This is a genomic window from Caballeronia fortuita, from assembly GCF_001544835.2.
Lineage (GTDB): Bacteria > Pseudomonadota > Gammaproteobacteria > Burkholderiales > Burkholderiaceae > Caballeronia > Caballeronia fortuita.
This window is the reverse complement of record NZ_FCNX02000020.1, coordinates 37,646-59,920: the sequence shown is the minus strand read 5'-3', so window position 1 is coordinate 59,920 and position 22,275 is coordinate 37,646. Positions and strand designations below refer to the sequence as shown.

Sequence of the window (22,275 nt, the reverse complement as noted above, 5' to 3'; positions counted from 1 at the left end):
GCTGGCCGCGCGGGCACGCATACGGATGCGATACGAGGACGAACCCATGAAACCGGGAAAGAACGGACGATGGACCCCGCGCGGGCGGCGGCTGATCGCATTCGCCGCGCTCGTCGCCGTGCTGATCGCGGTCGGCGCGGCGGCGCTGCGTCACGGCACGGCGAACCGGCGGGCCGATCCGTTGCCGGCGGCGAGCATCGTCTATCAGATGCGGCACGATCCGTCGCCGTGGGCGCATACCGAAAAGGACGTCTCGCAGATGCTCGCGGATATCCGCGAGAAGCGCGTGTCCGCGATCGGCGTGACGCTCGACGCCATGCTCGTATCGACGAAAAGCGGCGCGCGCTACTTTGTCACCGATCGCTTCGCGGTGTTCTCACAGTCGCTGCTGCTCGCGCCGAACAAGGGCGAAAGCGCGCCCGACTATCAGATCGCGTGGCTGCCGAACGTATCGATCGGTGCGCAGACGGGCATCGGCGCATTGCTCGGCATGTTGCGCGATTCGGCCAGCATGTTGCTGTCGCTGCTGATGCTCGCGTTGATGTTCTGGTTCATCCGCCGCGAGACGAAGGGCGACGCCACGCTGATCGCCGAGCCGCCCGACATACGTTTTCACGACGTGATCGGCGCACTCGAAGCGAAGGCCGCGCTCGAAGACATCAAGGCGTATCTGCGCGATCCGAAGTCGTTCACGCGCATGGGGATTCGGCCGCCGTGCGGCGTGCTGATGACGGGCGGTCCGGGCGTCGGCAAGACGCGGCTCGCGCAGGCGCTGGCGGGCGAATGCGGCGCGCATTTCATCGCGATCACGGGCAGTTTTTTCAGCGCGAAGTATTACGGCGCAGGCATCCAGAAGGTCAAGCATCTCTTCAAGACGGCGCGCAAGCGCGGCCCGGTCGTGATTTTCATCGACGAAGCCGACGGCCTTGCCGCGCGCACGAGCGGCGCATCCGGTTCCGCCGATGCCGAAAGCAACCGCATCATCAATCAACTGCTCGCGGAAATGGACGGCTTCGAGAAGAACGAAGGCGTGATCGTCGTTGCGGCGACCAACTTTCCCGAGAATATCGACGAAGCGCTGCGCCGCCCGGGACGCTTCGATCGCATCGTGCAGGTGCGTCTGCCGGACGTAGCGGATCGCGTGAAGATCTTCGAGTATTACCTCGGCAAGCTGCCGTCGCGCGCGACGGATATCGACTGCGATCAGCTCGCGCGGCTGACGGTGGGCCTTTCGCCCGCGTCGCTGTCGACGATCGTCAATCAGGCCGGGCTAATCGCGCGCAGGCAAGGCGCGAGCGCGGTGTGCGCGGCGCATCTGCGCGAAGCGGTCAAGGTCGTGCGTATCGGCGACGTGAGCGGCGCGCAGCAAGCGCTCGATGCGGACGAAGTGCGGCGCGTCGGCGTGCACGAGGCCGGGCATGGCATCGTCGCGGCGCTGCTGGGCGCGGGCGTGCTGGAAGAACTGACCGTGCTGCCGCGCGGCGGCGCGCTCGGCATGGCGCTCATCACCAAGCCCCAGGACAAGCATCTTTATCGGCAAAGCGAACTCGAAAAAGAATTGATGGTGCTGCTCGGCGGGCGCAACGCGGAACTGCTGATGTTCGGTGAGGCATCGAGCGGCGCGGCGCAGGACTTGCAGGAAGCATCGCGTATCAGTCTCGAGATGGTGTCGCGGCTCGGTTTCGGCCGCGAAGGCAACCTGTTCAGCCTCGCCGCCTTGCCGCGCGAGAGTGCCGGACGTCAACTCGACCGCGCGATCGACCAGGCCAACACGCTGCTGAACGACATGAACGAACGCTGCTTCGATCTACTCAGGCGCAATCGTGCGATCCTGCACGATGTCACGCTCGCGCTTTCGAAGAACGAGACGGTGCCCGGCGCCTATGTCTACGATCTCATTCGCAAGCACGAAGTCACGCGCATGAGCGTGGTGCCTGCATAGCGGCGCGCGGCCTTTCTGCCGCCGCACGCGGCTTTCGCCAGAATCGGATTTCGATTCCTAAATTCGGTATTACCGGAGGCGAACGTGCCAGGCCTACTTCCCGACGTCGACCGCGAGGGGCTCCTCGAATATTCGGTCGTGTACAGCGACCGGTCCATCAATCACATGTCGCGCCGCTTTCAAGGCGTGCTCCGCGACATCTCCGACGGCCTGAAAAAAGTCTACAACGCGAAAGCGGCGATCGTGGTTCCGGGCAGCGGCACGTTCGGCATGGAAGCCGTCGCCCGGCAGTTCGCGACGAACAAGAAGTGCCTCGTCATCCGCAACGGCTGGTTCAGCTACCGCTGGTCGCAGATATTCGACATGGGCGGCATCCCGTCCGAATCGATCGTGCTGAAGGCGCGTCCCGTCGAAGAAGGACGGCAGGCCGCGTATGCCCCGCCGCCGATCGAGGAAGTCGTTGCCGCGATCTCGCGGGACAAGCCCGATCTCGTCTTCGCGCCGCACGTCGAAACCGCAGCCGGAATCATGCTGCCCGATGCCTACATTCGCGCGGTGTCCGACGCGGTTCATGCCGTCGGCGGCATGTTCGTGCTCGATTGCATTGCGTCGGGCACCGCCTGGGTCGACATGGAAGCGAGCGGCGTCGATATCCTCGTCAGCGCGCCGCAAAAGGGATGGAGCGCGTCGCCGTGTTGCGGGCTCGTCATGCTCGGCCCGCTCGCGCGCGAACGAATCGACGCCACGACGAGCACGAGCTTCGCCTGCGATCTGCGCAAATGGCTGCAGATCATGGAAGCCTACGAGAAAGGCGGCTTCGCGTATCACGCCACGATGCCCACGGACGCGCTCGCGACGCTGCGCGACGTGATGAAGGAAACCGACGCATACGGCTTCGACAAGGTCAAAGCGGAGCAGCTCGAACTCGGCAGGCGTATCCGCGCCCTGCTGGCCGAAAAAGGCTTCAGGAGCGTGGCGGCGCAGGGTTTCGAGGCGCCGGGCGTCGTCGTCTGCTACACGGACGACGACGGCATCCGCTCCGGCAAGAAGTTCGCCGACGCCGGCGTGCAGATCGCGGCCGGCGTGCCGCTTCAATGCGACGAGCCCGCGGATTTCAGCACCTTTCGCATCGGCTTGTTCGGACTCGACAAGCTGCACGATATCGAAGGCACGGTGGCGAGACTCGCGAAGGCACTGGACGCCATATAGCGCGCGGCGTGCTGCGATGAAAAGCGGACTTCGATCAGTTGCACGAGCCGCTCGATGATCGCGTGCATCGTGGCGCCCGGCGCGAAGACGTCCGCCACGCCTGCATCGCGCAGCGCGCAAGCGTGTGCATCGGGCACGATGCCGCCGACGACCACGGGCGCGCGCACGCCCTTTCGTTCAAGCTCGCGCATCAACTGAAGCACCAGCGGCATGTGCGCGCCGCCGAGCGAAGAAACGCCGATCACGTCGCAACGTTCTTGCGCGGCGAGTTGCGCGGCGAGGTCTGCGGCATGCATCGGCGAAGCGAAGAGGCCGGTCATCGTCACGTCGAAGCCCGCGTCCTTCAATGCAGACGACACCACGCTCGCGCCGCGATCGTGCCCGTCGAGTCCGAGCTTCGCCATCAACAAGCACGGCTTTCTGCCTAGCTTCTCACGCAGCCGAGCAACTTCCACGCACGCCGCGCGCCATTGCACATCTTCGCGAACGTGCGTTTCGTGCGCGTGCGGCGAATCGCTCGTGTCCTGCGCATGACGCGGCCAGACGGCCTCGAGCGCGCGCGTGCATTCGCCGACTGTCGCCCGCGCGCGCATGCACTCGATCGTCGCCGCGAGCAAATTGCCGTTGTCCTCACGCGCGGCGCGCGTCAATGCCGCGAGCGTTGCGCGCAACCGTCTATCGTCGCGGCGCAGCTTGACGTCGGCGAGTCTGCGCGACTGTTGCATGCGCACGCATTCGCCGTCGATGGCGAGGCACGCGGGCGAGTCGTTATCTTCATCCTGATCGGCTTCGGCTGCGCGGAACGCATTCACGCCGACGATGACCTGCTCGCCCGCATCGATACGCATCTGCGCCGCCGCCGCGTGCTCGCGAATCTTGCGCTGCGCCCAGCCCGTGCGGATCGCTTCGAATGCGCCGCCGAGCGCCTCGACTTCGTCGATGATCGCGCGCGCCCGATCCGCGAGACGCGCCGTCAACGACTCCATCATGTACGAGCCGGCCCATGGATCGATGACATCGCACAGCCCCATCTCGTGCTGGAGAATCAGTTGCGTGTCGCGCGCGAGTTGCGCGGCGGACGCGGACGGCAACGCGAGCGCCTCGTCAAATGCATTCGTATGCAGCGACTGCGTGCCGCCGAACACGGCCGCCATCGCTTCGACGGTCGTGCGCACGATGTTGTTTTGCGTGCGCGTGGCGCTCAACGTCCAGCCCGACGTCTGACAGTGCATCCGCAGCGCGCGGCTCTTCGCGGTCGATGCGCCCTCGTCCCCGGCAATGCGCGACCATAGCAAACGCGCCGCGCGCAGTTTGGCGATCTCCGTATAAAAGTCCGTGCCCGTGCCGAAGAAAAAGCTCAACTGCTCGCACACGTCATCGACGGGCAAGCCTCGTTCACGCAGCGCGCGAACGTACGCAATGGCGTTCGAGAACGTGAGCGCGAGTTCGAGCGATGCGTCGGCGCCGCCTTCCTGAAAGTGATAGCCCGATACGGACAATGCGTTGAAACGCGGCATATGTTCGCCGAGAAACTGCGCAACGTCCGCAACGATCCGCATCGACGGCTGCGGCGCGAACACCCACGTGTTGCGCACCATGAACTCCTTGAGGATGTCGTTCTGCACCGTGCCGCGAAGGGCCGTCATCGGAATGCCGCGCTCCTCCGCCGCGACGATGAACGCCGCGAGCACCGGCAGCACCGCACCGTTCATCGTCATCGAGACGGATACGCGATCGAGCGCGATGCCGTCGAAAAGACGCGTCATGTCTTCGACCGTATCGATCGCCACGCCCGTGAGACCGACGTCGGCACGCGCTGCGTCGTCGGTGGAATCGTAGCCGAGCTGCGTCGGCAAGTCGAAGGCGATCGACAGCCCCTGCGCACCGCGTTCGAGCGCCCGGCGCAACGCGAGATTGGAATCGGCGGCGTCGGCGTAACCGGCGTACTGGCGAATCGTCCAGGGCCTGGCTGTGTACATCGACGCATACGGCCCGCGCACGAATGGCGCGGCGCCGGGTTGCGTGCCGAGATGCGCGATGCCCTCGATATCCGCTTGCGTATAAAGCGGCTTTAGCGGAACACGGCGAGGACGGCTCATGCGCGTCTCCTTGTTTTGTGCGTGAGGACATCGGCGATCTTTCTGCCGTCGCTGCCGCGTTCGATCTCACACCAGTGCGCGATGCGCGTGTCGTCGAGGAACGCGCGGCGGAACGTCAGGCGGATGCTTTCGCCCACGTCAATGTTGCCGTGATAGTGCAGTTCGCGCGATACGAGCGCGGGCGCGTCGTGCAGACGCCACGTCTGCCATTCCGCACGATCGACGAACGCCTGAAAGCTCGCGAAATAGAGGAAGTCCGCGCCGTTGAAGTCGTTGTACGGACACGGCACGAATTCGAGCGGCGCGCACGCGGCATCGTGCAAGCCGAGCGCGGCGACGTTCGCATCGTGCTCCCGCAGACGCAAGCGGCGCGCCCTGTCCTGCATACCCGCGACGAGCGGACTCATCGGCGCGACATGGCCTTTCAGCGCAGAAAAAGTCGCCCGCGCGACGGAGCGGTTCCTGCGCGCTTCGGTGCGGCGCACGAAGGTCGACAGCATCGACAGCGCAGCGATCTCGCCGCGCCCGCCTTCCACGCGATGCTCGCTGACATGACGCACCGGCCCGATGCGCGATAGCGCCGTGCGAATGCCGAACGTATCGTTCTCGCGCACGTCGTGGATGCCGCTCGCATGCAGCCTGATCGACGTGAAGGCCGCATAGGCGCGGCTGCCTTCATCGGCGATGAAGTCGCTCTGCGTTTCGCGCGCGAGCGCGTCCCAGTGCCGGTCGCCGCATTCCTTCAGCAGCCAGTTCTCCGACAGACCCGCGAGATTCAGCTGCGGCATGCCGGCGCGATAAGAAGATGCGTGATCATGCATGACGATCCTTCACGCGCACGCAGCCGACTCGCGATCCGGCGCGCTCGCCCGTTCCGCGCAGATCGTATCGACGATGAATTGCGCATCGCGCGCGACGCCGGAGAAGCGGCCCGAGCCCCACGTATGCAGCCACGGCAAGCCGACGAAATAAAGCCCCGGCACCGCCGTCACGCCGCGCAGATGCGCTGGATAGCCGCGTCCGTTGAACACCGGCGCGTCGAGCCAAGCGAAGTCCGGCGTGAAGCCGATGCACCACACGATCGAGGTGATCCCGCTCGCCTGCAGATCGAGTTCGGTGCGCTCGGAAGCGGGCTGCCATAGCGGTTCGTAGCGCGCTTGCGGCGGCGCATCGATGCCGTGCTTCGCGATGAATCCGTCGATGCTCGCGTTGATGCGATTGTAGGTATCGTCCGCGTCGTCGAGATTCGCGCGCAGATTCGCGGCGAAGCGCAGCTTGCCGTCGCGGAAATCTCCGAGGCGCCCGAACAGTTCCATGCCTTCGAGCGCAAAGCGGCGCAAGTCTATGTCGCGCCCGCCGTCGCGGCCGGTGACGTAGTGATTGGTGTTGTCGCGCACGCCTTCGCGCAGCGGATGATCGGTCACCGGCATGTCGTAGTAACGCATGTCGGCAAGCCAGTCGACGACGTCGCGGCCGCGGTAGAAACGTGCGCAGCGCGGCGCCTCGCCGACCGCGAGATGCACCTTGCGGCCCGCGAGATGCAGGTCCTCCGCGATCTGCGCGCCCGACTGCCCCGAACCGACGACGAGCACCGCGCCGGGCGGCAGCGCATCGGCGTTGCGATATTCCGACGACTGCATCTGCACGATGTCCGGCGCAAGGCGCTCGGCCATGCGCGGCACGATCGGCGTGTGATAGCCGCCCGAGGCGACCACGACCTGGTCCGCGGTGAAGTCGCCGCGTGTGCTTCTCACGTCGTATCGTCCGTGCGCGTCGCGGCTCACGCGCGTCACCGCGGCGCCTTCCAGCACGGGTGCGTCGACCTTGGCGATGAAGGCATCGAGATAGGCGATGATCTCGTCCTTCTTCATGAAGCCGTGCGGATCAGCGCCTTGATACGGATGACCCGGCAGCGCGCATTGCCAGTTCGGCGTCACGAGGCTGAACGAGTCCCAGCGCTGCGTGCGCCATGTATGCGTGACGCTGTGTTTTTCCAGCACGAGATGATCGATGTTCGCCTGCCGCAGATAGTGGCTGACCGACAGCCCTGCCTGCCCGCCGCCGACGACGATCACGCTGTAATGAGCCGGCGCGCTCTGCGCTGCTTCCGTGTTCGACATGGTCCTTCTCCTTTGCAAGATGGCTCAATCGAGCGCCAGCACGGTGACGCGCGCATCGCGGGCTTCGCGAAAGCGGCTCGCCTCTTCCTCGATGCGCGCAAGCTGATCGAGCGCGGCCGAGCAGGCGAAGCCATACTTCTCGCGCACGCGTTCCGAGCCGATGCAGAGCGCCTCGCGCGAACGCGATACGAAATCGTCGACGGTATAGCTTTCGCCCGCCGCGAAGAATTCGCCGACGATCGTCGATGGCGAATAGCAGTTCGCCTCCACGCCGTCCGGCCAGCGAATCAGAAAGTGCATGACTGGCATGTTCCGGCCTCGATTGTCATCGCGCGCATATGAATGGCGCTTCGTTCAGATTCCAGAGCAGCGCGGCATCGTCCGCGCGCGTCACGACGACTTCGCGCGAGGCGTCCACTTCGCCGATCACCGCGCTTGCGATGTCGCGCGATGCAAAGCGCGCGAGTACTTCATCGACATGTTGCGGACGCACGGAGAGCACGAAGCCGAAGCTCGGGAAGGCCGTGAGCCAGCGCTCGAAATCGACGTGCACGGGACGCGGCAATGCATCGAGGTCGATGCGCGCGCCCGCCTTCGAGCATTCGAGCAGCATCAGCGCGGTGCCGAGCGCGCCCGCCATGCTGATGTCCTTCGCGGCATCGCACAGGCCGTCCTCGGCGAGCGCGGGAAGCAATTCGAAATCCGCACGGGCGCGGCCCGCGGGCGCTCCGACCGATGCATTCCAGAACGGATACGGCTCTTCGAAACTGCCGCGCAGATCGACGGCCATCACGAGCGAATCGCCGGGGCGCGCATCGAAACTCGTCAGGAGCTTGTTCGCGCGGCCGAGGATCGCGACCGCCAGTTGCGCGCCGTCACTGCGCACGTTGCTGTGTCCGCCGACGACCGGCACGCCATACACCGCCGATGCCGCCGCCATGCCCGCGATCACGTCGCCGGCATCGTCGGCGTTGCCGCTCCATAGCGCATCGACGACGGCGAGCGGACGTCCGCCCATCGCGTAGATGTCGCTCACGTTCACCATCACGCCGCTATAGCCCGCGAACCACGGCATCGAACGGACGAAGTCGCTCACCATGCCTTCGATCGCGAATAGCAGATAGCCGTCGCCGTCGGCGATCGCGGCGCAGTCGTCGCCGATCGCGACGGGCTGCGCATCCGCGGGCAAGTGCGCGAGCACGCGCGAGATATCGCTCTTGTGACGAAAGCCGCGGCTGTCGCGCAGCCGTTCGACGAGTTCCGTCAGCGCGCTCACGGCAGCCTCCGCGCCAGCGCGACGAAACCGCTTTGCGGCGTGACGCACGGCGGATACGCGTCGAGCTGCGCGCGCATCAGATGATGCGGGCGGCCGAAGAGCGTTTCCTCGCGCTGCGTATCCCAGCGCAGACGCCTGAAGAGCGGCACGTTCTGCGCCTGCACATGCGCGAGAAACGTTTCGCAGCCGAGTGCATGCGCGCTCGACACCGCGAGCCGGATCAGCGTCGATCCGATCTTGCCGTGCGAGCGGAACGACGCATGCACCGCGAGCCGCGAACCGAGCCATACGCCGGGCTGCGTTTCATGGATGCGCACCGTGCCGACGACCTGCTCCGGCATCCCCGCCACGCAGCTCAGCGCGACGAGCAATTGCGCGCGCGCGTCGATCTCGTCGCGATCGTCGCCGACGAACACACCCTGCTCGATGCAGAACACCGCACGGCGCAGCTTGTACGCTTCTGCCGCTTCCCACGGCAGCGTCGCCCATTTGACGCGATATTCGACCGGCGTGTAGCTGAGATCGAACGCATCGCCCTCCATCGCTTCGACGAACATGATCAGACCTCGTACGAAGAAAGCGACGAGCACGCGCCGCATTTGCCGCAGCCCGCCTTGATATCGGCGGAGCGCATGTCGGCGCTTGTGAGCATTGCGCCGATGGGCGCCAGCACCGAGCGCATGAACTCGGGCGTGGGCGCCGGATGATCTTCGAGCGGCGTGCCGCTGATCGGCACGAACGGCACGACGAACGGATACACGCCGAGCGCGATGAGTTCGCGCGCCGTATCGACGATGGCCTGCGCGCTGTCGCCCAGCCCCGCGAGAATGTAAGTGCTCACCTGGCCGCGTCCGAACACGGCGACGGCTTTCTCGAAGGCTTCCATGTAACGCGCGACCGGCACGCTCGCCTTGCCCGGCATGATGCGTTCGCGCACGGCGGGCGTCACCGCTTCGAGATGCATGCCGAGCGTGTCGATGCCGCTCGCCTTCATGCGCTCGAACCAGCGGTCGTCGTCGGGCGGCTCGCATTGCGCCTGGATCGGCAGATCGACCGCGGCCTTGATCGCGAACGCGCTTTCGCAGAGGATCTGCGCGCCGCGATCGGAGGTCGGCGGCGTGCCGGTCGTGAGCACCATATGCTTGACGTTATCGAGCAGCACGGCGGCGCGCGCCACTTCCGCAAGCTGCTCCGGCGTCTTGCGCGCGATCGTGCGGCCCGCCGCGAGCGACTGGCCGATCGCGCAGAACTTGCACGATTTGCGGCGGCTTTCGTAGCGGATGCAGGTTTGCAGCACCGTCGTCGCGAGCACGTCGGCGCTGTGCAGCGTGGCGATGTGCGAGTACGGCACGCCATCGAGCGTCTGCATCGCATAGAAGCGCGGCGCTTTCGGAAAGCCGATGCTCGCAATCGGAATCGCGTTGCGCATGAGCGCGCTGCGTCCGTTCTCGTCGGGCTCGCCGGCGACGAACGGCGATTCCCATGCGGTGCTCGTATGCACGGGCACCATGATGGTGACGCCATCGACCGTCACCGCCTTGTGATCCGACGGTCCCGCGCCGCCGCGCCGGCTCGACACGCCTGCGCGCGGATCGGCGAGCCGCAGGCCCGTCGACTGAAGCTCAGTCATCAATTGCCGGCTCGATGCCGGCAGGTTCTCGCGGGCGTTCATCGTCGTGGGTGTCCTTGAAAGAAGTGACGGGCGAGGCCGGGCGATCGTTGATCGCGAGGCTCAGCAATTCGGGCCGCGCGTAATGGCCGACCGAATCCATCATGCGTTTGCGCTTCGTGATGAGCGCCATGTCGAGATCGGCGATGACCATGCCTTCGCCTTCGCGCAAAGGCTCGGCGAGATGCTGGCCTTCGGGCGAGACGATCGCCGTGTTGCAGCCGCCGCGCAGCGCGCGTTGCAGATTCGGATCGGGCGTGACGGCTTCGATCTGCGCATCGGTGAGCCAGCCCGTCGCGTTGACGACGAAGCAGCCCGACTCCAGCGCGTGATGGCGGATCGTCACTTCGATCTGCTCCGCGAAGATCGGCCCGACGAGCGAGCCCGGGAACTGGCTGCAATGAATCTCTTCGTGCTGCGTCATCAGCGCATAGCGTGCGAGCGGGTTGTAGTGCTCCCAGCACGCGAGCGCGCCGACGCGTCCGACGCCCGTTTCGACGACCTTGAGTCCCGCTGCATCGCCTTGTCCCCAGATCATGCGTTCGTGGAACGTCGGCGTGATCTTGCGGCGCTTGAGCAGCAACTGGCCGCCGGTATCGAAGACGAGTTGCGTGTTGTACAGGCTGCCGTGATCGCGTTCGTTCACGCCGAGCACGACGACCATGTTCGCGAGCCGCGCGTGTTCGGCCACCGCCTGCGTGACCGGGCCGGGCACCACGACCGCTTCCTCGTAGAGCTTCATGTGATCCGCGCCCGATGCCACCGGCGCGCGCACGAACGAGAAGTACGGGTAATACGGCACGAAGGTTTCGGGAAACACGATGAGCTGCACGCCTTGCTTCGCGGCCTCGTCGATGGTGCTGCAAACGCGGTCGACGGTGCCGTTCGGGCGCTCGAAGTCCGGCGTGATCTGCACGGCGGCGGCGCGCACGATGCGCTTTTTCGACAAGGCATCGGACATGATCGTCACACGGTCCAGGTATGAATGACGAGCGCGTTCTCCTTGCGATGAAGCAACTGGAGATCGAGCACGTCGAGCGGGTTGATCGGACGAATGCCTTCGATGAGCGAAGCCTCGCCGTGTCCGTACAGCGCCTGCAACGCGAAGCGGCATGCGTACACCTTGCCGCCTTCGGCCATGAACTTCTGCAGTTGCTTGTTGAAGTTGAGATGGCCGGGGAAGGCTTCGTCGCCGAGCGTGGGAAAGCCGCGTTGCAGGCCGAGCGTGACGCCGGGGCCGTAGAGCAGCACCGACGTATCGAAGCCCTTGCGTTGCAGGCGCGTTGCCTGAAGCATGTTCACGAAGCCGATGGAGCCTTCGAACGCGACCGTATGAAACGTGACGAGCGCCTTTTCGCCGGGTTCGGCCTTCACATCCTCGAAGACTTTCTCTTCGTAGTCGACGAGATAGTCACCGTTCTTGTGAAGCGGTTGATTGACTGCGGGCATGGCACTCTCCGATGGATGGGTTCGCGAATGAGCCGTCGATCTCGATCGCATTCGTCGCGGCGGCAGGCGCTCAAACGCAACGGATATGCCAATGATTGGCCCGCGAAATGCAATCACTCTGCAATCAAGCAAACCGGAACTTGCATGCGCGATCCAAAAATTTTGCGCGAAGCCTGATGCGCTGGACTTCGCAGCGCGCCGCGTCATTCCTGTGCCTTGCAGCACGCGCACGAATTCAGCGCAGAACGGCATGCGCGTGGTGCGCGGCACACCGAAGCCGTGCATCGATGCGATCAATGCGATCAACTGCGATCGGCATACGCAATCTCTTTTCGGCCGATTGATTTGTCGTGCTAACGTCGATCGAACTCAACGCTTCGGACATCGCGGTCATGAATCAGTCCACGCATCACTGGATCAGAAAGCTGGAAGACAGCCGAAGACCCGCGTATCTGACGATTCCCGATCTGATCGAAGAGGATCTGGCGAGCGGCCGGTTGCGCCCGCGAGACCGGCTGCCCGGCCTGCGCGATCTCGCCGAACTGCTCGGACTGAACTACACGACGGTCGCGCGCGCGTATGCGGAAGCGCGCAAGCGCGGCCTGCTCGATGCGCGCGCGGGCAGCGGCACGTTCGTGCGCGGCAGAACGCAGACGTTGCCGCTCGCGGGCGGCAGCAGTGTCGAGATGTCGATGAACATGCCGCCCGAACCGCCCGCGCTCGCGGCACGGCTGCGCGCATCGGCGGCGAGTCTGATGGAGCGCGCCGACCCCTTTCAGTTGCTGCGCTATCAGGATTTCGGCGGCACGGCGGCCGATCGCGCGGCGGGACGCGACTGGCTGCGCACGCGCGTACCCGGCTGCGATGTCGATACCGTGCTCGTCTGTCCGGGCATTCACGGCGCGCTCGTCGCGCTGGTCTCGCAGCTCGCGCGTCCGGGCGAGACGATCTGTCTGGATTCGCTCGCGTATCCGGGCATCAAGGCGATCGCGTCGCAACTCGGTGTGCGCTTGCTGGCACTCGCGCGCGACGACGAAGGCCCCTTGCCGCACGCGTTCGAGGCGCTCTGCAAGACGGAAAAGCCCGGCGGCTTCTACTGCAATCCGACGTTGCAGAATCCCGGCACGTTGACGCTGACGCGCCAGCGCCGCGAAGCGCTCGCCGATGTCGCGCTGCGTTACAACGTGCCCATCATCGAAGACGAGCCGTACGGCATGTTGCCCGTCGATGCGCCCGTTACGCTCGCCGAACTCGCGCCCGAGCTGACGTATCACGTGACGGGTCTGTCGAAGACGCTGGGCGCGGGCTTGCGCATCGGCTATCTGAAAGCGCCGACACCGAGGCAGACGCAACGCATCGCGGGCGCGTTGCGGGCGACGACCGTCATGCCGAGCCCGTTCACGGTATTGCTCGCGACGCAGTGGGTCAACGACGGCACCGCGCGCCACGCACTCGACGCCATCCGCGAAGAAGCCGCCGCGAGGCAGACGATCGCCGCGTCGGAACTGCGCGACTTCGCCTTCGATGCGGACCCGCACGGCTTTCACCTCTGGCTGCCCGTGCCTGCCGTGTGCGACTGGAGCGCGCCCGAACTGGCGATGCAGTTGCGCAATCAGGGCATCGGCGCGGTGGCGGGCGCCGCCTTCTCGACGGACGGCAATCCGCCGAACGCGCTGCGCCTGTGTCTCGGCGGGCCGCAGAATCGCGAGGAATGCCGCGAGGCGCTACGACGCGTAGCCGACATGATGGCCGATCCGCACCATCTGCATATGCCGATGCTCTGACGCTCCGACGCGTCGAGTCGCGCGCGAGCCGCGCTGTAATTTCTACAAAAACCGCCCGCCGCCCCGATCCGGCCCCGCCGCCGATCAGTAGAAATAACCCCTTCTTGCCCTCCAGTTCGAGCCATTGCTTCGAAGGCGCCCTGTTCATAATCTCGTGAACGAAATTGGACTGGAACCCATGCAAACCGACACCCTGTCTCCGGACGATCACGCACACGCCATCGAAGCGCAGTATCGGGAGGCCGTGCAGGGCGTGTTCCAGAACGCCGTCGCCCAGCACAACGCGGGCGATCTGGAGAGCGCCGAGACCTTGTACCGCGCCGTCCTCGACGTCGAACCGGCCCACGCCGACACGAACTACAACCTGAGCCTGCTGCTCCTGCAGACGCGGCGCAGCGCGGCCGCATTGCCGCTGCTCGAAAACGCCATCGGCGTCAATCCGAATGCCAGCGCGTACTGGGTCAGTTATGTCGATGCCCTCACGCAGTCGGGCAACGTCGATGCCGCGTGGATCGCGCTCGAAATGGCGCAGCAGCGCGGCCTGGGCGGACCGGCCATCGACATCCTCGTGTCGCGCATGACGATCGCCACGCAGCTTCGGCAAGGCGCGCTCGCGATCCAGCCCGCGCCCGCCGCCGATGCCGCGCCGGCACCCGCACCCGCGCCCGAAGCCGTGAGCCCGCCGGCCGTCGCGAAGCATCCGGGCCGCACGAAGGCGACGCCGCAGGAAACCGCGATGATCGTCTCGCTGTACAACAAAGGCCGCATCGCGGAAGCCGCCGACAAGGCGCGCGCGCTCACGGAACGCTTCGCCGACAACCTCGTCGCGTGGCGCGTGCTCGGTCTCGCGCTGCAGCGCCTCGGCGCCTATCCCGAAGCCGCCGCGCCGCTCGAACGCGCCGTCGAACTCAATCCCGACGACTACGTCACGCACACGATCCTCGCCGATGTGCATCGCATGAACGGTCATCACGATGCAAGCGAGGCGACGTGCCGCGCGATCATCGAACGGCATCCGAACTACTACGAAGTGCACCGCGTGCTGTGCATGACGCTGCAATCGGTCGGCCGTCTCGAAGAGGCCGAGGCGTGCGTGAAGCGCAGCATCGAGCTCGCGCCGGATTCGTCCTTCGCGTATTGCACGATGGGCAGCGGTTATCTCGAACAGGGCCGCCTCGCCGAAGCGGAGCAGTGCTTCCGCAAGGCGCTCGAACTCCAGCCGGACTACGATCTTGCGCACAGCAACATGATGTTTTGCCTGAGCCATAACGAGTCGATGGACCCGGCGACGCTCTTCGCGGAACACGTCGCCTACGGCGAGCGCCACGAGACGCCGCTGCGCGCGAAGTGGGAGCCGCATCGCAATTCGCGCGATCCCGAACGCAAGCTCAAGATCGGCTTCGTCTCGGGTGACTTCCTGCAGCACGCGGTCGCCAACTTTCTGGAGCCGGTGCTCGGCCCGCTGTCCGCGTTCGATAGCCTGTCGCTGCATGCGTATTCGAATCACACCGGCGAAGACCAGGTGACCGAACGGCTGCGCAAGCACTTCGAGACGTGGACCAATGTCACGTCGATGAGCGATGCCGCCGTCGCCGAGCGCATTCGCGCCGATCGCATCGACATCCTGATCGATCTGTCGGGGCACACCGCGCGCAACCGCCTCATGAGCTTTGCGCGCAAGCCCGCGCCGGTGCAGGCGACGTGGATCGGCTATCCGGGCACGACCGGCCTGAAAGCGATGGACTATTTCTTCGCCGACCAGCATCTCGTTCCGCCCGGCCCGATGCACGATCTCTTCCTCGAAAAGATGGCGTATCTGCCGGCCGTCGCGCCCTTTCTGCCGTCGTCGGTCGCACCGCCGGTGAACGGTCTGCCCTTGCTGCGCAACGGCTTCGCCACGTTCGGCAGCTTCAATCGCCTGAACAAGCTGCGCCCGGAAGTGATCGCGCTGTGGTCGCGCATCCTGCGCGAGCTGCCCGATGCGCGCATGTTGCTGGGCGGCCTGCCCGCCGACGACAGCATCGAGACGGTCAGCGGCTGGTTCGCGGACGAAGGCATCGGCCGCGAGCGGCTCACGTTCCATCCGCGCGCGCGCATGGCGATGTATCTGCAGCAGCATCATCACGTGGACCTGTGTCTCGATACGTTCCCGTACGCGGGCGGCACGACCAATCTCCACGCGCTCTCGATGGGCGTGCCGACCCTCACGCTCCCCGGCGACACCGTGCCGAGCCGCGGCGGTTCGACGACGCTCGCGCATGTCGGACTCTCGCAGTTCACCGCGTCGAGCCATGACGATTTCGTCGCCAAGGCGCTGTACTGGGCGCGCCATCCCGACGAGCTCGCGATGATTCGCCTGGGCATGCGCGAGCGTTGCAGCCAGTCGCCGGTGTTTCGTCCGGACATCATCGCCGCCGGCATGAACAGCGTATTGCGGACGATGTGGCAACGCTGGTGCCGGGGCGAAGCCGCCGCGTTCATCGACACACCGATTCTCTGAAGACGCCAACACGTTGCCCCGCGCATCGGGGCGAAAGGAAACACATGAGTGCCAGCAACGCAGTTCGCGCGGTTTATCCTGCGGCCGACGAGCGCATCTACGTCACGCAGCCTTACTTGCCGCCGTTGCGCGAGTTCATTCCCTATCTCGAGAAAATCTGGAACTCGAAGACGCTGACCAACGGCGGCCCGTTCCATCAGCAACTCGAAAAGGCGCTCTGCGACTATCTCGGCGTCGAGCACATCGCGCTCTTCGCGAACGGCACGCTCGCGCTCGTCACCGCGCTGCAGGCGCTGCGCGTCACCGGCGAAGTGATCACGACGCCCTACACGTTCGTCGCGACCGCGCATTCGCTGTTGTGGAACGGCATCAAGCCCGTGTTCGTCGACATCGATCCGGACACGCTCAATCTCGATCCGTCGAAGATCGAGGCGGCCATCACGCCGCAGACGACCGCGATCATGCCGGTGCATTGCTATGGCCGTCCGTGCAACGTCGAAGCAATCCAGAAGATCGCCGACAACTACAACCTGAAAGTCATCTACGACGCCGCGCACGCGTTCGGCGTGCAGCGCGACGGCAGCAGCGTGCTGCGCTGGGGCGATCTCGCCGTGCTGAGCTTTCATGCGACCAAGGTCTTCAACACGTTCGAAGGCGGCGCGATCGTGTGCCCGGACGCGCGCACGAAACAGCGCATCGATCATCTGAAGAACTTCGGCTTCGTCGATGAAGTGACGGTCGTCGCGCCCGGCATCAACGGCAAGATGAGCGAAGTGAACGCGGCGTTCGGCATGCTCCAGTTGCAGCATATCGATCGCGCGCTCGAACGCCGCAAGGAAATCGACCGGCTTTATCGCACGCTGCTCGCCGATGTCAAGGGCGTTCGCTGCCTGAACCCCGAGGAAGATTCGACGAATCGATCGTACTTTCCGATCCTCGTCGAGCCGGATTATCCGATCAGCCGCGACGCGCTCTATCAGCACTTGCGCGATGAAAACATCCATGCGCGCCGCTACTTCTATCCGCTCGTGTCCGACTTCCCGATGTATCGCGGGTTGCCCTCGGCGAATGCGAGCAACCTGCCGAACGCGAAAGCCGCGGCATCGAAAGTCCTGTGTCTGCCGATCTATCCCGATCTCGCGGACGACGATGTGCATCGCATCGTGAATTGCATCGACCTCTGATCTGGCCATGAAGCGAATTCTCTTTCTCGGCGCCGCCCCGACCCAGTTGCCCCCGATCCGCTACGCGCTCGAACAGGGGCATTACGTCATCACCTGCGACTATCTGCCGGACAATCCCGGACACGCGCTCGCGCACGAATCGCACAACGTCTCGACGACCGATCGCGACGCGGTGCTCGCGCTCGCGCGCCGCCTGGAAATCGACGGCGTCGTCGCCTATGCGTCCGATCCCGCCGCGCCGACCGCCGCGTGGGTCGGCAATCAACTCGGCCTGCCGTCCAATCCGTACGACGCCGTGCTGACCCTTGCGCGCAAGGACCTGTTCCGCGCGTTTCTCGCCGCGAACGGTTTCAACGTGCCGCGTTCGCAATCGTTTTACGAGCGCGAGGCGGCCCGCGCGTGGGCGCGCGAACTCGGCATGCCGGTGTTCGTGAAGCCGGTGGATTCGTCGGGCAGCAAGGGCGTGACGTGTCTCGAACACGAAGACGATCTCGACGCCGCCTTCGACTCCGCGCTGTCGTTCTCGCGCGAGAAGAAAGTGGTGATCGAGGAGCGCATCGTGCGCGCGTCGTATCAGGTCGCGGGCGACGGCTTCATCGTCGATGGCAAGCTCGCGTTCCGCTGCTGGGCCGACGAGCATTTCGACCGGCTGTGCAACGGCCTCGTGCCGATCGGCGAGAGCTTTCCCGCGACGCACGACGAAGCGCTGCTGCGCGTCGCGCACGACGAGACGCAGCGCCTGCTCGATCTGCTCGGCATGAAGACGGGCGCGCTCAACTTCGATTTCATCTTCACCGAAGACGGCCGCTTCTGGTTCCTCGAACTCGGCCCGCGCAACGGCGGCTGTCTGATTCCGGAAGTGATCCGCTACGCGACCGATGTCGATCTGATCAAGTACACCGTCGATGCCGCGCTCGGCCTCGATTGTTCGAGCCTGCACATGAAGCCCGCGCATGGCCACTGGTCGAGCTACATGATCCATTCGCTCGATACCGGCGCGTTCGATTCGTTGTGGCTGTCCGAGCGCATGCGCGGACATATCGTCGAGCAAAGCCTGTGGGTCAAGCCCGGCGATGCGGTCAGAAAGTACAGCGGCTCGCACGACATTCTCGGCACCATGATCCTGCGCTTCGACTCCGCCGACCAGATGCGCGAGATGATGGACCACATGGAGAACGACGTGCGCGTCGTCGTGACGGAAGCACGCGAATGACGACGCAGGTTCCGCAGGCGCCCATCGGCGGCTACTTCGAGCTGGAGCTCGCGCCGCCGCACGATCCGGTCGGGCCGCATCTGCTCGCGTTTCAATCGGCGCGTGCGGCGTTTCGCGCGCTGCTCGCGGCGGGCGCGCCACGTCGCGTCTGGATGCCGCGTTATATCTGCGATTCGATGCTCGCGCCGCTCACGGCACTCGGCATCGAGATCGCGTTCTATGCGCTCGACGACACGCTCGCCGTCGCGTCCGATGTAACGCTCGCGCCGCACGACTGGCTGCTTTACGTGAATTACTTCGGCGTATGCGATGCGCAGGAAACGGCCTTGCTCGCGCGCTTCGATCCGTCGCGCGTCGTGCTCGATCGATCGCAGGCGTTCTTCGCATCGTCGAAAGCGTGTCTTGCCGAGCTGCAATCGCCGCGCAAGTTCTTCGGCATGCCCGATGGCGGATTGCTGCGCACGAGCGTGCCGGTCGACCAGCCCGGCGCGATCGACGCGCATTCGCTCGCGCGTATGCCGCATCTGCTCAAGCGTCTCTATAGCGCGCAGGAAGGCTACGACGATTTCCGCCAGGCCGAGCAGACACTCATCGACACGACGCCCGAAGGCATGTCGCAACTGTCGCGGCATCTCTATGCGAGCGTCGACAAGACGCGCGCGCGCGTGCGCCGCAACGCCAACTTCGCGACGCTGCACGAACGCGTCGGTCATCTGAACGCGCTCGCGCTCGATGCCGATGCGATCGACGGCCCGCTGTGCTATCCGCTGCTCACGCCCTGCGACGGGCTTCGCGACGCGCTCTTGCGCGAACGCATCTTCACGCCGACTTACTGGCCGGACGTCAAAGCGCGCAGCGCGCCCGGCGCGTTCGAGCGGCATCTGGTCGACCATTGCATCGCCCTTCCCTGCGATCAGCGCTACGGCGCGGACGACATGGAGCGCATCGCGCGTGTCGTCCTCGCGCACGCCTATTCTTGAAACATATAACGATGAACAGCAAAGTCAGAGTGCTCGTCTTTCCCTGCGGCTCGGAAAGCGCATCGGAGATTCATCAGGCGCTGCGCCATTCGGTGCACGTCGAATTGTTCGGCGCGTCGAGCGTCGAGGATCACGGGCGCGTGCGCTTTCAGAACTACATCGGCGACGTGCCCAATATCGCCGACGCATCGTTCGATGCGAGCTTCGCGCGCATCGTCGCCGATCATTCGATCGACATGGTGTTCGCGACGCACGACACTGTGCTCGACTATCTCGCGCCGCGCGCCGATGCGCTCGGCTTCTTCCTCGTGAACGGCGACGCCGCAGCGACGCACGTCGCGCGCAGAAAGAGCGCGACCTACACGCTGTTCGACGACTGCGCGTGGTCGCCCGCGATGTTCTCGAACGTCGATGCGGTGAAGTCGTGGCCCGCCGTTGTGAAGCCCGATCTCGGGCAAGGCGGCCAGGGCGTCGCCGTCGTGCGCAACGCGAACGAGGCGTGGACGGCGATCGAGGCGACGCGGCATCCGGTGCTCGTCGAATATCTGCCGGGCGAGGAAATCACGGTCGACTGCTTCACCGACTTCGAGCGCGAACTCGTCTGGGCCGGCCCGCGCACGCGCGAACGCGTGCGCGCCGGCATCTCGATGCGTTCGCGCTTCGTCGAACTCACGCCCGACATCCGCGAGATCGCCGAGACGATCAACGCGCGCGTCGCGATGCGCGGCCCGTGGTTCTTCCAGCTCAAGCGCGCCGCGAACGGCGAATGGAAGCTGCTCGAAATATCGTGCCGCATCGCCGGCACGATGGTCGCGCAGCGCGCGCGCGGCATCAATCTGCCGCTGATGGCCGTGCAGGACTTCATGAAACGCAAGCTGCTGCCGCTCGACTGCAAGCACGTGCCGCTGATCGAGCGCAACATCGCGACGCGCGCCGTGTTCGACTATGAATACGACGACGTTTTCGTCGATCTCGACGACACGCTCATCATCGACGGGCGCGTGACGCCCTCGGTGATCGCGTTTCTGTATCAGGCGCAGGGCGACGGCAAGCGCATTACGCTGATTACGCGCCATCGCCACGACGTGAATACCACGTTGCGCGATGCCCGCATCGGCGCCGGGCTTTTCGACGCCATCATCCATATAGACGATATTCAGCGCAAATCCGCGCATATTAAAGAACGCGCGATTTTCGTCGATAACCACTTTCCGGAGCGACTCGATGTGTCGCGGGAAAACGGGATTCCGGTATTCGATGTAGACCGGATCGAATTCCTGCTCCGCTAGTTTCTCCACCGGTGCGTGCCGCGTGTTCGCGCGGCCGCGCCGAAACCCGCGCCCCTGACGGCTCAGGCCCGACGGAGCGCAAATAGAAAGCAGCATCAAATTCTTCTAAAGAATTTCCCGGCGGGACCGAAAACCAATATAAGCGACCGAAGACAGCGTCGCCCAGCCCTCTGAATAAGAGGGGGTCTCGCGGAAGCAAAAGGCCTTACAAGGATAAAGCCATGATCGGAATCAACAGCAATATCAACTCTCTCGTCGCCCAGCAAAACCTGAACGGCACGCAGAGCGCACTCTCTTCGGCGATCACGCGCCTTTCGTCGGGCAAGCGCATCAACAGCGCAGCCGACGACGCCGCCGGCCAGGCAATCGCCTCGCGCATGACGTCGCAGATCAACGGTCTGAACCAGGGCGTGTCGAACGCCAACGACGGCGTGTCGATGACTCAGACGGCATCGAGCGGCCTGAACCAGATCACCGACAACCTGCAACGTATCCGCCAGCTCTCCGTGCAAGCATCGAGCGGCTCGCTGTCGGACAGCGACAAGGCTGCGCTGCAATCGGAAGTCTCGCAGCGTATCAACGAAATCAACCGTATCTCGTCGCAAACGACGTACAACGGCACGAACCTGCTCGACGGCTCGGCTGGCGTGAAGACCTTCCAGATCGGCGCGAACGTCGGTCAGTCGATCTCCGTCAACCTCGGCTCGAACGCGAACGTTTCGGCGCTCGCACTCGGCGGCGGCAACCCGCAGGCGGGCACGATCGTCGGCAGCGTCGACGGTCTGTCGCTCAGCAGCAGCGGCGCGTACACGGCATCGGGCGCGTCGATCACGGCGGTGAACATCATCGCTGACGGCAACGGCGGCTACACCTACACCGACCAGAACAACCAGGCGCTCGGAACCGGCGCGGGCAGCAGCTCGACGTTCCAGATCTCGAACGTCCTGTCGACCTCGGGTGCGACGACCACGCTGGCTTCGACGGCTCTGCCGACGAGCGGCGCAGGCTCCACGGCGAGCTCGCAGCAAACGGCCGAACTGGCGACGTACGATGCAAACCGCGCTGTGCCGACCGTCTCGGCGATCGACATCAGCACGGCCAACGGCGCGACGCAAGCGATCGAAGCGATCGACAACGCGCTCAAGTCGGTGAACTCGCTGCAATCGGAACTGGGCGCTGTGCAGAACCGCTTCAGCTCGGTCGCGACGACGCAGCAACAACAGTCGACCAACCTGTCGTCGGCTCAATCGCAGATCACCGACGCGAACTTCGCGCAGGAAACCGCGAACCTGAGCAAGGCGCAAGTGCTGCAACAAGCTGGTATCTCGGTGCTCGCTCAAGCGAACTCGATGCCCCAGCAGGTTCTGAAGCTCCTCGGCTAATCGCCGCGAGCAGATAGCAGGTTGAACCGGCAATGACGAAACGGACGGCGGCGCGGCAATCGGGTGCCGCCGTTCGATCGACTCGGCCGGAGCAGGACTGACGCGAATCGGGATTCATTCATCCCGGTTCGCTTTTTTCGCATGCAAGCACGGCCGGTCCGCAATGACGTACCGGTGCG

19 protein-coding genes are annotated in these 22,275 nt (G+C 65.0%); 9 read left to right on the top strand and 10 right to left on the bottom strand.

The features are described from left to right. Window positions 1-46 precede the first annotated feature (46 nt). Together AWB77_RS29765 and AWB77_RS29760 are read left to right on the top strand one after the other, a co-directional pair. Window positions 47-1,942, top strand: a complete 1,896-nt coding sequence (locus AWB77_RS29765) for an AAA family ATPase (protein ID WP_061138112.1) — start codon at window positions 47-49, stop codon at window positions 1,940-1,942. 84 nt (window positions 1,943-2,026) lie between these two features. Next, window positions 2,027-3,151, top strand: a complete 1,125-nt coding sequence (locus AWB77_RS29760) for an aminotransferase class V-fold PLP-dependent enzyme (RefSeq protein WP_061138064.1) — start codon at window positions 2,027-2,029, stop codon at window positions 3,149-3,151. Here AWB77_RS29760 and scpA read toward each other — a convergent pair. The 10 genes from scpA to AWB77_RS36195 all read right to left on the bottom strand — a co-directional run bounded on the left by scpA (window position 3,034) and on the right by AWB77_RS36195 (window position 12,158). Further along, window positions 3,034-5,250, bottom strand: a complete 2,217-nt coding sequence (gene scpA, locus AWB77_RS29755) for a methylmalonyl-CoA mutase (RefSeq protein WP_244158698.1) — start codon at window positions 5,248-5,250, stop codon at window positions 3,034-3,036. The genes AWB77_RS29760 and scpA overlap by 118 nt on opposite strands. Beyond that, window positions 5,247-6,071: a Pnap_2097 family protein gene (locus tag AWB77_RS29750; protein ID WP_061138063.1), complete on the bottom strand. Its 825-nt coding sequence runs from the start codon at window positions 6,069-6,071 to the stop codon at window positions 5,247-5,249. Before AWB77_RS29750 ends, scpA begins: the two co-directional genes overlap by 4 nt. A gap of 9 nt (window positions 6,072-6,080) precedes the next feature. Next, window positions 6,081-7,370: an MSMEG_0569 family flavin-dependent oxidoreductase gene (locus tag AWB77_RS29745; RefSeq protein WP_061138062.1), complete on the bottom strand. Its 1,290-nt coding sequence runs from the start codon at window positions 7,368-7,370 to the stop codon at window positions 6,081-6,083. A gap of 24 nt (window positions 7,371-7,394) precedes the next feature. After that, the gene (locus AWB77_RS29740; RefSeq protein ID WP_061138061.1) at window positions 7,395-7,679 is read right to left on the bottom strand and encodes an MSMEG_0570 family nitrogen starvation response protein; all 285 of its coding nucleotides are present in this window, start codon (window positions 7,677-7,679) and stop codon (window positions 7,395-7,397) included. Window positions 7,680-7,695: 16 nt separating this feature from the next. Next, window positions 7,696-8,646: a sll0787 family AIR synthase-like protein gene (locus AWB77_RS29735; protein ID WP_061138060.1), complete on the bottom strand. Its 951-nt coding sequence runs from the start codon at window positions 8,644-8,646 to the stop codon at window positions 7,696-7,698. Beyond that, window positions 8,643-9,203, bottom strand: a complete 561-nt coding sequence (locus tag AWB77_RS29730; RefSeq protein ID WP_061138110.1) for an MSMEG_0567/Sll0786 family nitrogen starvation N-acetyltransferase — start codon at window positions 9,201-9,203, stop codon at window positions 8,643-8,645. Before AWB77_RS29730 ends, AWB77_RS29735 begins: the two co-directional genes overlap by 4 nt. 2 nt (window positions 9,204-9,205) lie before the next feature. Then, window positions 9,206-10,318 carry an MSMEG_0568 family radical SAM protein gene (locus AWB77_RS29725; protein WP_208601581.1) on the bottom strand — a complete coding sequence of 371 codons (1,113 nt, stop codon included), beginning with the start codon at window positions 10,316-10,318 and terminating at the stop codon, window positions 9,206-9,208. Next, window positions 10,269-11,276 carry a Nit6803 family nitrilase gene (locus AWB77_RS29720; protein ID WP_208601580.1) on the bottom strand — a complete coding sequence of 336 codons (1,008 nt, stop codon included), beginning with the start codon at window positions 11,274-11,276 and terminating at the stop codon, window positions 10,269-10,271. Before AWB77_RS29720 ends, AWB77_RS29725 begins: the two co-directional genes overlap by 50 nt. Window positions 11,277-11,281: 5 nt before the next feature. Continuing rightward, a complete protein-coding gene (locus AWB77_RS29715) occupies window positions 11,282-11,764 on the bottom strand; it encodes an MSMEG_0572/Sll0783 family nitrogen starvation response protein (RefSeq protein ID WP_061138109.1) in 483 nt (160 codons plus the stop codon). Between the two features lie 235 nt (window positions 11,765-11,999). Further along, window positions 12,000-12,158, bottom strand: coding sequence for a hypothetical protein (locus tag AWB77_RS36195; protein WP_157694942.1), 159 nt, complete (start codon window positions 12,156-12,158; stop codon window positions 12,000-12,002). Here AWB77_RS36195 and AWB77_RS29710 point away from each other — a divergent pair. The 7 genes from AWB77_RS29710 to AWB77_RS29680 all read left to right on the top strand — a co-directional run bounded on the left by AWB77_RS29710 (window position 12,157) and on the right by AWB77_RS29680 (window position 22,096). Continuing rightward, window positions 12,157-13,548 (top strand): aminotransferase-like domain-containing protein, encoded by a 1,392-nt coding sequence (locus AWB77_RS29710; RefSeq protein WP_061138108.1) that lies wholly within the window; start codon window positions 12,157-12,159, stop codon window positions 13,546-13,548. The two genes, AWB77_RS36195 and AWB77_RS29710, sit on opposite strands and share 2 nt — an antisense overlap. A 178-nt stretch (window positions 13,549-13,726) precedes the next feature. Further along, on the top strand, window positions 13,727-16,048 hold the full coding sequence (locus tag AWB77_RS29705; protein WP_061138107.1) for a tetratricopeptide repeat protein: 2,322 nt from the start codon (window positions 13,727-13,729) through the stop codon (window positions 16,046-16,048). A gap of 44 nt (window positions 16,049-16,092) precedes the next feature. Then, a complete protein-coding gene (locus tag AWB77_RS29700; RefSeq protein WP_061138058.1) occupies window positions 16,093-17,232 on the top strand; it encodes a DegT/DnrJ/EryC1/StrS family aminotransferase in 1,140 nt (379 codons plus the stop codon). Window positions 17,233-17,239: 7 nt separating this feature from the next. Next, a complete protein-coding gene (locus tag AWB77_RS29695) occupies window positions 17,240-18,445 on the top strand; it encodes an ATP-binding protein (RefSeq protein WP_061138057.1) in 1,206 nt (401 codons plus the stop codon). After that, complete coding sequence (locus tag AWB77_RS29690; RefSeq protein WP_061138056.1) at window positions 18,442-19,425, top strand: hypothetical protein; 984 nt, start codon at window positions 18,442-18,444, stop codon at window positions 19,423-19,425. Before AWB77_RS29695 ends, AWB77_RS29690 begins: the two co-directional genes overlap by 4 nt. Window positions 19,426-19,436: 11 nt before the next feature. After that, window positions 19,437-20,714 (top strand): ATP-grasp domain-containing protein, encoded by a 1,278-nt coding sequence (locus AWB77_RS29685; protein ID WP_061138055.1) that lies wholly within the window; start codon window positions 19,437-19,439, stop codon window positions 20,712-20,714. Between the two features lie 221 nt (window positions 20,715-20,935). Continuing rightward, window positions 20,936-22,096 carry a flagellin gene (locus AWB77_RS29680; RefSeq protein WP_061138054.1) on the top strand — a complete coding sequence of 387 codons (1,161 nt, stop codon included), beginning with the start codon at window positions 20,936-20,938 and terminating at the stop codon, window positions 22,094-22,096. Window positions 22,097-22,275 lie beyond the last annotated feature (179 nt).